This window comes from Pseudomonas sp. FG13, from assembly GCF_057809755.1.
In genome coordinates, this window is the sequence record NZ_JBMDKO010000088.1 from 1 (window position 1) to 10,202 (window position 10,202).

Below are 10,202 nucleotides of genomic sequence, written 5' to 3' on the forward strand. Positions count from 1 at the left end.
GTAGAATTTCCGGGCGGTGTTGTGTGGGAGCAAGGCTTGCCCGCGATGAGGTCAATGCGGTCTTGAGCGCTGAGGTGTCTGGATCGCGAGCAAGCTATGCTCCCACAGGTAGAATTTCCGGGCGGTGTTGTGTGGGAGCAAGGCTTGCCCGCGATGAGGTCAACGCGGTCTTGAGCGCTGAGGTGTCTGGATCGCGAGCAAGCTATGCTCCCGCAGGTAGAATTTCCTGGCGGTGTTGTGTGGGAGCAAGGCTTGCCCGCGATGAGGTCAACGCGGTCTTGAGCGCTGAGGTGTCTGGATCGCGAGCAAGCTGTGCTCCCACAGGGTAGAAGCAGGCAAAAAAAACGCCCCGAACCGGTCGGGGCGTTTTCGTGTGCGGCGTAGCAGCGGGGCTTACTTGCCCTGCCAGCGCTTCAGTACCAGGGTGGCGTTGGTGCCGCCGAAGCCGAAGCTGTTGCTCATCACGGTGTTGATGGTGGCGTTTTCGCGGGTCTTGGTCAGGATCGGCAGGTCGGCCACTTCCGGGTCCAGCTCGTCGATGTTGGCCGAGCCGGCGATGAAGTTGCCTTCCATCATCAGCATGCAGTAGATCGCTTCGTGAACGCCGGCGGCGCCCAGGGAGTGACCCGACAGGCTCTTGGTAGAGCTGATGGCCGGCGCCTTGTCGCCGAACACTTCACGCACACCTTTCATTTCCGCGACGTCGCCGACCGGAGTCGAAGTGCCGTGGGTGTTCAGGTAGTCGATCGGAGTGTCGACGGTGGACATCGCCATCTGCATGCAGCGGATAGCACCTTCGCCGCTTGGGGCAACCATGTCGTAGCCGTCGGACGTAGCGCCGTAGCCGACGATTTCCGCGTAGATTTTTGCACCGCGGGCCAGGGCATGTTCCAGCTCCTCGACCACCACCATGCCACCGCCACCGGCAATGACGAAACCGTCACGGTCGGCATCGTAGGCGCGGGAGGCTTTTTCCGGCGTGTCGTTGCGCTTGCTGGACAGGGCGCCCATGGCGTCGAACAGGAACGACTGGCTCCAGTGTTCTTCTTCACCGCCGCCGGCGAACACGACGTCCTGCTTACCCATCTGGATCTGTTCCATGGCGGTACCGATGCAGTGGGCACTGGTGGCGCAGGCAGAAGCGATGGAGTAGTTCAGGCCCTTGATCTTGAAAGGTGTGGCCAGGCAGGCGGAAACGGTGCTGCTCATGGTCCGGGTGACGCGATACGGACCGACGCGCTTGACGCCTTTCTCGCGCAGGATGTCCAGCGCTTCCATCTGGTTCAAGGTCGAGGCACCGCCGGAGCCGGCGATCAGGCCGGTGCGCGGGTTGGACACCTGCTCTTCGGTCAGGCCGGAGTCGGCGATGGCGTCCTTCATGGCCAGGTAGGCGTAAGCCGCTGCATGGCCGACAAAACGGTAGATCTTGCGATCGATCAGTTCTTCGAGGTTGAGGTCAATGGAGCCGGAAACCTGGCTACGCAGACCCATTTCGGCGTATTCCGGGTTGAACCGGATGCCAGGGCGACTTGCACGCAGGTTAGCGGAGACGGTCTCTTTGTCATTGCCCAGGCAAGAAACGATGCCAAGACCAGTGATAACGACGCGGCGCATGCGGATAACCCTTAGAAGTTGTCAGTGGAGGTGAAAACGCCGACCCGAAGGCCCTCGGCGGTATAGATCTCGCGACCGTCGACAGCCACCGAACCATCGGCAATGGCCATGTTCAGCTTGCCCTTGAGGACGCGTTTGATATGAATGTTATAGGTGATTTTCTTCGCGGTCGGGAGGACCTGACCGAAGAACTTCACTTCGCCCGAACCGAGGGCGCGACCGCGACCCGGCAGGCCTTGCCAGCCGAGGAAGAAACCGACCAGTTGCCACATGGCATCCAGGCCCAGGCAGCCCGGCATGACCGGATCGCCTTCGAAATGGCAGGCGAAGAACCACAGGTCCGGATTGATATCCAGCTCGGCGACCAATTCACCTTTGCCGTACTTGCCACCCTCTTCGCTGATATGGGTGATGCGATCCACCATCAGCATGTTCGGGGCGGGCAGTTGCGCGTTACCTGGGCCGAACAGCTCACCGCGACTGCAGCGCAGCAGATCTTCCCGGGTAAAGGCGTTTTGTTTGGTCATGCGAGCTCCTCAATAGTCCCATGCGGCAGGGTTGGGCGAATCTTCCCGACCGATCGAAGCGGTCATGCCTCGAATCGACAGCCTACTCATAGACTATTGCGTTGTAGTGAAAGTCACAGCACACGGAAAATGAATGTACACCTGTGCACTGAAATTTTTTATCCGAGCTTCAATCGAGGCTCGTCGGGTGCCTAAGACTGCCGCACTTTCGTCTTTCACGCCAGCTACACAGGCTACTAATGCACCCAACGCTGCAGAATATGCTGCAGATCAACCCTTTTGAACGGCTTTGCCAGGTAATCGTTCATGCCTGCCGCGAGGCAGGCTTCGCGATCGCCCTGCAAGGCATTGGCCGTCAGGGCGACGATCGGTACCTCTCCGCAACCTGGCAACTGGCGGATCCGTCGCGTGGCCTCGTAACCGTCGACCACCGGCAAGCGGCAATCCATGAGGATCAATTCAAACATCAGGCTTTCAGCACTGCGGATGGCCTGGGCGCCGTCGGCGGCGATGCTGACGGTAAAGCCCAGGCTGCGCAACATGGCTTCGATCACGGTCTGGTTCACCGGGTTGTCCTCCACCAGCAGCACGTTGCGACCGGCGCCACCCTCGCCGCCGTGGGACAGTCGCGGTGCGATCTCCACCGGGCCCTGTGTGGACCGGGCCAGCGGAATTTCCAGGGTAAACACCGAGCCCTGGCCTTCCTCGCTCTGGGCCCGCAGCGTGCCGCCCATGCGTTCGGCCAGGGTGCGCGCGATCGGCAGGCCCAGGCCGGTGCCACCGTAGCGGCGGGAAATCGAACTGTCGGCCTGCTGGAACGCGTCGAACATGCGCTCCAGGCTTTCGGGTGAAATACCGATGCCACTGTCGCGCACCGTGCAGGTGAACCACAGCAATTCGTGGTCCAGGGCCTGCCACTGGCACTGCACGGTGACACGTCCCTGCTCGGTGAACTTCAGTGCGTTGCCGATCAGGTTCACCAGGATCTGTCGGATCCGCGTCGGATCGCCTTGCACCTGCAAGGCCTTCATGTCGTCCGGAATCAGCAGGTCCAGGCCCAATTTGCGTTGGGCGGCGCTGTGCTGGAACGACTGGGCGCAACTGCCCACCAGCTCGGTCAGGTTGAACGGGATATGTTCCAGCTCCAGGGCCGAACGTTCGATGCGCGAGAAGTCGAGGATGTCGTTGATCACCTTCAACAGGTGCTCGGTGGATTCCGAAGCCAGTGCCGTGTACTCGTGCTGCTCGTCGGTCATCCGGGTGGTTTCCAGCAGTTGCAGCATGCCCAGCACACCGTTCATGGGCGTGCGCAACTCGTGGCTCATCATGGCCAGGAATTCCGACTTGGCGCTGTTGGCTTTTTCGGCTTCTTCCCGGGTCTTGATCAACTGCGCCATGGCCTGGTGCTGTTCCCGGCTGGCTTGTTCCAGGCCGTCGGCCAGGTTGTTGATATGCCGCGACAAGGCCCCCAGCTCGGCGTCGTCAACGATAGGCAACGGTTTGCTGTAGTCGCCTTGCTGGATGGCCTTGACGGCGTTGCCGATGTCGCGGATCGGCCGGGACAGGTCAGAGGCCAGGCGACGCGCCACCAGGAAGGTGAACAGCAGGGCGAACAACGCCAGGATCGCGGCCTTGAACAGGATTTCCTGCTGCCGCTGGCTGAAGGCATCGCTGGACATGCCGACGATCACCCGGCCCAGGTAATCTTCGCCAGGAGTCTCGATGGGGGGGCTGCTGCCTTGCAGGAAATCGTTGTTCAGGGCGATGCGCTGCAGGCGAACCGGCGCCTGGAACATTTCGATCTGCTGGGAGTGAACACGATTCTGCTCGGGCTGCTCGACGTGCACCAACACCCGGTGTGTGCTGTCCTGTACTTCCAGAAAGCGCACGTGGGGCGTGGCCAGGGTGGCGGTGAGCAGGCTTTCCAGCACATCATTGTTGCCGGAAATCACGCCGTATTCGGTGGCGGGAGCCAGTTGGTTGGCGATCAGTTGCCCGGTGTGATTGAGTTCCTGGCGCAGGTCCTGGATTCGCACGAAGGTGAAGAAACTGATCAACAGCACGGTCAGCAGCAACGCCGGGCCAAGGGCGATGAGCTGGGTGCGTGTACTGATATCCCAACGGCGACGCAAGGTCATGGGCGGTGTTCTCCTTCGGCCAACTGCGTAGCGACGGAAGCGGCGTCAATCGGTTCGAGCCCCAGGGAGCGGGCGACTTGCCGGTTGTCCAGGACTTTGAAGCGAGCCGGATACAGCGCGCGTGGCCAGGTGGCGACGGGACGGTCGAGCAGATCGTCGAGAATCGCCAGCCAGTCTTCCTGGTCGCTGTAGGTGCTGGCCAGACTGCCGGCCCTGACGAACGCCGCGCTCGGGCCGATCAGCGCGCGTTGTCGGGCATAGCTGCTGAGCAACAGGTTCTTCACGGTCTTGGGGTTGTACAGGTCGGGGTCGTCGAGGCCCAGCAAGACATCGCTCTGGCCCAGCAGGTTTTGCAGGGGGCGGCTGTCGCTGGTGTCTTCCCAGCGCTCGGTGACGATCTCCAGGCTCAGCGGTACGGCGGCCTGGCGGATCTCCTTGAGCAGGAACTCGCTGTGCCCGTCGAACAGCACGCCGACCCTGCGCGCTTGCGGGAAGATCGTGCGAATCAGGCGCAATTGTCGCGCTACCGGCGGATCGCTCCACAACAGGCTCAAGTGCGCGGGGATTGCCTCGCCCAGGCGGTCCCGGGCTTGCAACCGGCTGATCCGCAGCACCAGCGTGGCCGGTCCCTGAGCCGCTTGCAGGCGCCAGTCGAGGCTGGGCAGGTCCAGCAGCACGAGGCGGATATTGGCTGGCAACTTGTCCGGTGCCGGCAGACTCGCCAACGGGGTGAAGCGCACATCGTCTTCGGGGCGCAGGGCCTTCAGGGCCTGGGTAAAGGACTGCACGCCGGGGCTGTCCTGGGTTCCGGTCAACAGGATTTCGGCGGCGCGGGCCTGTAGCGTTGCCAGCAGGCCCGCCAGCACCAGGCACAGTGCCAGCGGCAGGCGGCCGGGAAATGGCCTCTTGCCCGGTTGGCTCCGGGCCATCTAGAAGGACAACTCCGCGCTGAAGTACATGACATGTCGGGAGTCGTAGCGGTTGTCGACGAAGGTGGTGGGTTGATTGTCGAGGCGTTGTTGCAGGACACCCGCCAGCTCCAGGCTGGCTTTGCCCAGCGGGATGCGCCGGGCGAGGCGGGTATCGACCCGTTCGAAGCGGTAGCCGTTGAGGGCATCGGCGGCGTAATAGAACACCGAGCTGTTCCAACCCTGGCCCCAGTCCCGCAGCCAGCCGGCCGAACCACTGTTGCGGGCGGTCAGTTGTTCATCGAGGGGCGCGCTGGCCAGGGCGTCGACGTAGGCATACGTCACGCGCAGGCGGTCGGCGTTGGTCATGCGCCAGTCGAGTTGGGTTTCGGCGCCGGAAAACTGCGACTCATTGGCGTTGCTGGCGATGTACTGGTTGTTGCGCAGCGGTTCGCTGATCATGCCGGTGATTTCGTCATGGAACAGCCTGACGTCAACCGTCAGGCCCAGGTCCATGAAATAGCCGTTGTAGCCCAGTTCCCGGGAGCGCATGTGTTCCTGCTCGAGGTTTCCCGGACCGCGGGTCTGGACAAAGTAACGCGCGCTGCTTCGGCCAAAGGCGGTGGGTTGCAGGTTCGTGACCTGATAGCTCCAGTTGACGTTGTTCTCGAACATGTCCGGTGAGCGTACCGCTTCGGAGTACACCGCCCGCAAGCCATGCCGTGGCGTGATCAGGTAGTTGACCGCCACCCGCGGTGTCAGCGAACTGCCGGTCAAGCGGGTGTCTTCGAACATCGCGCCGCCCTGCAACAGCCAGTGCTCAGTGGCCCGCCATTCGAACTGGCCAAACAGCCGCCAGGTGGTGTCATCCAGTGTGCCGTCGAAGTACGTCTCGGAATCGGCCCGGTCATAGCGATAGTTCGCCCCGGTCACCAGTCGCAGGCTGTCGGACAGGCTCAGGGTGTCCTGGATCTCCAGGTCGTAGCGTGATTCCCGGGCACTCTGGTCGATATCGCCGCACACGGTTCGCGAGGCGCCGTTGCGCCATTGGTCGAGCACCTGGTTGGCCAACGCCTGCTCCTGCGCCGTACCGGGTGGCGCGCCGGTGCTGGTGAAGCCGGGCATGTTGCGCGCCAGCTTCTCTGCGTAGTTGGGATTGAGCAGCCACAGGTCGGTCAGTTGCGGGCTGAAGGACACCTCGGCATCGCAGGCGCGCCAGGTCTGCTGGCGATCCCAGTGCTGGATCGAGCTCTGCACATACAGGCTGTGGTTGGGGTTGAGGTCCAGATTCCAGCGCAGCGAGCCGGCATAGTCCTTGGCGATGACGTCGGAGTTATCCCCAGCGGCGGTAATCCCGGCAAAGACCGGGTGGTAGGTATAAGGCCGCTGGTTGGTCCCGTCCTTGGCATTCAACTGCCAATCGATGCTCTGTTGTTCATTCAGTGTCTGGCTGACCGACAGGTTGATACGGTTCAAGCGGCGGCTGTCGCGGTAGTCGGCGCCGTTGCGGTCGCTGTCGAAGCCGTCGTCTTCCTGACCGGACAAGGAAAGTCGCAGATCGCCCCCCTCCCAGCCGGTGCCCTGGCTGGCGTACCAGTCGCTGATGCCGCGCTGGCCCTGGGTGATCTTCACCCGCGTGCCGTGGCTGTTGGCCGGCGTCCGGGTGATGATGTTGACCACCGCCATCAGCGCGTTGGCGCCATAGCTGACCGTGTTCGGGCCGCGGAAGACTTCGATTCGCTCGATGTCCTCCATGGCCACCGGAATGTCGCTCCAGTCAACGGTGGCGAGACCGGCGCGGTACACCGAGCGGCCATCGATCAGCACCTGCATGCGGCGTGCTTCGCTGGCGTTGGTGCCGTGGTAGTTCACGGTGGGCTGATTACCGCTGAGGTTGCCGACCATCATACCGGGTACCAGGCGCAGCAATTCGCTGATGTCCCGGGCTCCACTGGCCTTGATCAGCTCGCTGTCCAGCACGGTCATGCTGCCCGGCACCGCCGCTGGCGATTGTTTCAAGCGAGTGGCGGTCAGGACCTGGGGCAGGGGTTGGCTGTCGACAAACAAGTCGTCGGCCCACACTGGCGGGCTGACGAGCAGCGCCAAGAGCAGGGACGAGCCTGAGCGGGAGGGGCCAACGGTCACGGCAGAGCCTTTGATAACAGAATGATGGCGGGCATGTTAACTGAGCTGAGAGACTTTTCCAGTTGCGTTGATAGCATTTTCCGAGCAATTGATGGTCAGCTTCCTACAGTTGTGGGTAATTAATAGCGGGGCTAGTCGCGATCTGGGCGCTCCGTATAATGCCCGGCATCGCCACTTGGTATGGATGAACGGATTGCATATGACTGAACAGCGCCCGATTGCGGTCCTGGGAGGCGGGAGTTTCGGTACCGCCGTGGCCAACCTGCTGGCCGAGAATGGTCACCCGGTACGCCAATGGATGCGTGACCCGGAGCAGGCCGAGGCCATCCGGGTCAACCGCGAGAACCCGCGTTACCTCAAGGGCATCAAGATCCGTCCGGAAGTGGAGCCGGTGACCGACCTGCAGGCCACGCTCCAGGGCAGTGACCTGTTTTTTGTCGCCTTGCCCTCCAGCGCCTTGCGCTCGGTGCTGGCGCCCCATGCCGACTGCCTGAGCGGCAAGTTCCTGGTCAGCCTGACCAAGGGCATCGAAGCCCAGACCTTCAAGCTGATGAGCGAGATTCTTGAAGAGATCGCGCCAAAAGCGCGGATCGGGGTGATTTCCGGGCCGAACCTGGCGCGGGAAATCGCCGAGCACGCCTTGACCGCCACCGTGGTGGCCAGTGAAGACGAAGAACTGTGCAAGCGGGTCCAGGCCGCGCTTCATGGCCGCACTTTCCGGGTCTATGCCAGTGCCGACCGTTTCGGCGTGGAGCTGGGCGGAGCGCTGAAGAACGTCTATGCGATCATCTCCGGCATGGCGGTGGCGCTGGGCATGGGAGAGAACACCAAGAGCATGCTGATCACCCGGGCTCTGGCGGAAATGACGCGCTTTGCCGTCAGCCAGGGCGCCAATCCAATGACCTTCCTCGGGTTGGCGGGGGTGGGCGACCTCATCGTCACTTGCTCCTCGCCCAAGAGTCGCAACTACCAGGTCGGCTTCGCTCTCGGCGAGGGCCTGAGCCTGGACGAGGCCGTGTCGCGCCTGGGCGAAGTGGCCGAAGGTGTGAACACCCTCAAGGTACTCAAGGCCAAGTCCCAGGAGGCCGGGGTCTATATGCCGCTGGTCGCCGGGTTGCACGCGATTCTGTTCGAAGGGCGCACGCTGGAGCAGGTGATCGAACTGTTGATGCGTGGCGAGCCGAAGACCGATGTCGATTTCATTTCCACCAGTGGCTTCAATTGAGCCGCTGTCGATGACAGGCAGGAGTGAGCTATGAACGATTCGAAAGGGCAGACCCAATACGAGTCCATCCTGTTGCGGGTGCTGTGGATGGTGGTTTACCTGCTGGTCTGGCAAGTGGCGCAATTCATCCTTGGCGCCGTGGTACTGGTGCAATTGATCTATCGATTGATCTATGGCGCACCCAGCGCCAGCCTGATGAACTTCGGCGACAGCCTCAGCCAGTTCCTGGCCCAGATCGGCCGTTTCGGCACCTTCCACAGCGACCAGAAACCCTGGCCCTTCGCTGACTGGCCGAGCCCGCGCGCGCCGGAAGGCGAAGCGCCCCACGTCGTGGCGCCGGCGCCGCACCCTGTCCAGGATGAGGAGCCCAAGCTATGAACCTGTGGGTACTGCGTCATGGCGAAGCCGAGCCATACGGTGCCCGCCCCGATCCCGAGCGGGCCTTGACGGTTCACGGGCGTGAAGAAGTCCTGCGCAGTGCCGCCGAATTGATCGGCCGCCCGTTGACCGCCATTTATGCCAGCCCTTACCTGCGCGCCCAGCAGACTGCGCAACTGGTGCGTGAGGCGTTGGGGTTCGAACCGGAGTTGATCACGGTCGACTGGCTCAAGCCGGAAACCCGGCCCCAGACAGTCCTGGAGCATCTCGGGGATCGGGATGATGTGCTGCTGGTCAGCCATAACCCGTTGGTGGGCAGCCTGTTGGGCTTGGCGCAACACGGTCACCTGCAACAACCCGAGCGGGTGAACACGGCTGGTCTGGCTGAGCTGGAAGGTGACCTGCCGTTGGCCGGTGCGATGCGACTCAAGGGCCTTCGGCATCCATGAGAAAGACCGGGCCTTGCTGCCAGTCAAACCATATGACTTGTGGGAGCGAGCCTGCTCGCGATGAGGCCGTGTCAGTCGACATCCCTGTCAACTGACAGACCGCTATCGCGAGCAGGCTCGCTCCCACAGAAATATCGCTTGATCCTTGATTGGCCTTGGGGCCTTGTTCCCACATAAACATAAGGAAGGGTAACGATGAGTCTGTGGCGCACCACACCCAACATCGAACAACTGAACGCTGCCGCTAAAAACACCATCAGCGAGGTACTGGATATTCGTTTCGAGTCGTTCGACGACGAATCCCTGACCGCCAGCATGGTGGTCGATCACCGCACCCATCAGCCGTTCGGCCTGTTGCATGGCGGTGCTTCGGTGGTCCTGGCCGAAACGGTGGGCTCCATGGCCGCCTACCTGTGCGTGGACACCAGCAAGTTCTATTGCGTGGGCTTGGAAATCAATGCCAACCACTTGCGCGGTGTACGCAGCGGGCGGGTGACGGCCACGGCCAGGATGGTTCATCTGGGCCGTACCACCCAGGTCTGGGACATCCGCCTGAGCAACGACGAAGGCAAGGTCAACTGTGTGTCGCGCCTGACCATGGCGGTGGTGCCGCTGGGCGAGCAACCGCCGGCGCGCTGATTCCACAGATCCTTTGTAGCGAAGGGATTTGTGGGAGCAAGGCTTGCCCGCGATGAAGCCAATGCAGTCTTTCAGAAATGTCGGCGTCTGCGTCGCGAGCAAGCTTTGCTCCCACAGGTGTCGTTGCCACAAAGTTTGCGGCTGGCCAGCCATAACGCCATAGCCCAAGCCAGACTGTC

9 protein-coding genes are annotated in these 10,202 nt (G+C 62.3%); 4 read left to right on the top strand and 5 right to left on the bottom strand.

Features of this window, described 5'->3' with window-relative positions; genetic code table 11:
* Positions 1-393: 393 nt before the first annotated feature.
* The 5 genes from fabB to ACODTO_RS29145 form a co-directional block, all read right to left on the bottom strand.
* Positions 394-1,614, bottom strand: coding sequence for a beta-ketoacyl-ACP synthase I (fabB, locus tag ACODTO_RS29125; protein WP_139649050.1), 1,221 nt, complete (start codon positions 1,612-1,614; stop codon positions 394-396).
* Between the two features lie 11 nt (positions 1,615-1,625).
* Positions 1,626-2,141 (bottom strand): 3-hydroxyacyl-[acyl-carrier-protein] dehydratase FabA, encoded by a 516-nt coding sequence (fabA, locus tag ACODTO_RS29130; protein WP_123346011.1) that lies wholly within the window; start codon positions 2,139-2,141, stop codon positions 1,626-1,628.
* 236 nt (positions 2,142-2,377) lie between these two features.
* Positions 2,378-4,279: an ATP-binding protein gene (locus tag ACODTO_RS29135; protein ID WP_175363796.1), complete on the bottom strand. Its 1,902-nt coding sequence runs from the start codon at positions 4,277-4,279 to the stop codon at positions 2,378-2,380.
* A complete protein-coding gene (locus ACODTO_RS29140) occupies positions 4,276-5,208 on the bottom strand; it encodes an ABC transporter substrate-binding protein (RefSeq protein ID WP_489107453.1) in 933 nt (310 codons plus the stop codon). Before ACODTO_RS29140 ends, ACODTO_RS29135 begins: the two co-directional genes overlap by 4 nt.
* A complete protein-coding gene (locus ACODTO_RS29145; RefSeq protein ID WP_489107454.1) occupies positions 5,209-7,332 on the bottom strand; it encodes a TonB-dependent receptor plug domain-containing protein in 2,124 nt (707 codons plus the stop codon).
* 199 nt (positions 7,333-7,531) lie between these two features.
* Between ACODTO_RS29145 and ACODTO_RS29150 the strand changes: the two genes are divergently transcribed.
* The 4 genes from ACODTO_RS29150 to ACODTO_RS29165 all read left to right on the top strand — a co-directional run bounded on the left by ACODTO_RS29150 (position 7,532) and on the right by ACODTO_RS29165 (position 10,023).
* Positions 7,532-8,557, top strand: coding sequence for an NAD(P)H-dependent glycerol-3-phosphate dehydrogenase (locus ACODTO_RS29150; protein ID WP_139649058.1), 1,026 nt, complete (start codon positions 7,532-7,534; stop codon positions 8,555-8,557).
* A gap of 30 nt (positions 8,558-8,587) precedes the next feature.
* Positions 8,588-8,935, top strand: coding sequence for a DUF4389 domain-containing protein (locus ACODTO_RS29155; RefSeq protein WP_139649060.1), 348 nt, complete (start codon positions 8,588-8,590; stop codon positions 8,933-8,935).
* Entirely contained in the window at positions 8,932-9,384 is a 453-nt protein-coding gene (locus tag ACODTO_RS29160; protein WP_175363792.1) for a SixA phosphatase family protein, read from the top strand. Before ACODTO_RS29155 ends, ACODTO_RS29160 begins: the two co-directional genes overlap by 4 nt.
* A gap of 195 nt (positions 9,385-9,579) precedes the next feature.
* A complete protein-coding gene (locus ACODTO_RS29165; RefSeq protein WP_041024931.1) occupies positions 9,580-10,023 on the top strand; it encodes a hotdog fold thioesterase in 444 nt (147 codons plus the stop codon).
* Positions 10,024-10,202: the final 179 nt, after the last annotated feature.